This is a genomic window from Pseudoalteromonas sp. PS5, from assembly GCF_004103255.1.
GTDB classification, from domain to species: domain Bacteria; phylum Pseudomonadota; class Gammaproteobacteria; order Enterobacterales; family Alteromonadaceae; genus Pseudoalteromonas; species Pseudoalteromonas peptidolytica.
This window is the reverse complement of sequence record NZ_RCSQ01000259.1, coordinates 1-507: the sequence shown is the minus strand read 5'-3', so window position 1 is coordinate 507 and position 507 is coordinate 1. Positions and strand designations below refer to the sequence as shown.

Here is a 507-nt window from a genome sequence, read left to right as displayed (position 1 = left end):
CGAGGAAGTGAGCGCATGGATACGCGAAGGGGAAATACTACATGGAAGTACTTTACTCCAAATGCAAAAAACCCGTCGCATTGCTGCAACGGGTTTCTCTAATAAGGCCCTGGCGATGTTCTACTTTCACATGGGAAGCCCACACTATCATCGACGCTGTTTTGTTTCACTTCTGAGTTCGGCATGGGGTCAGGTGGTTCCAAAACGCTATAGTCACCAGGAAATCTGGGTGCAAATGTTTAATGACATCGTGCCTCGCACGAGCATTCCATTTGCGCAAGGTGAACCGATTTCGCGATACCGCTGAGGTTGGTCACCTTGTTTAATTCTTAAATCTAGAAAAGCTTATTAAATTCTTTGTCTACTTCAGTCTATTAACTTCTGTCGCTAAACCACTTTGGCGTTGTATGGTTAAGCCTCACGGGTAATTAGTACGAGTTAGCTTAATGCCTCACAGCACTTCCACATCTCGCCTATCAACGTTGTAGTCTTCAACGGCCCTTCAGT

2 rRNA genes are annotated in these 507 nt (G+C 45.6%); both read right to left on the bottom strand.

Features of this window, described 5'->3' with window-relative positions:
• Positions 1-107 precede the first annotated feature (107 nt).
• Positions 108-221: ribosomal RNA gene (rrf, locus tag D9603_RS21530) — 5S ribosomal RNA — on the bottom strand.
• Positions 222-407: 186 nt separating this feature from the next.
• Positions 408-507 (bottom strand): 23S ribosomal RNA (locus tag D9603_RS21525); the annotation flags it as partial.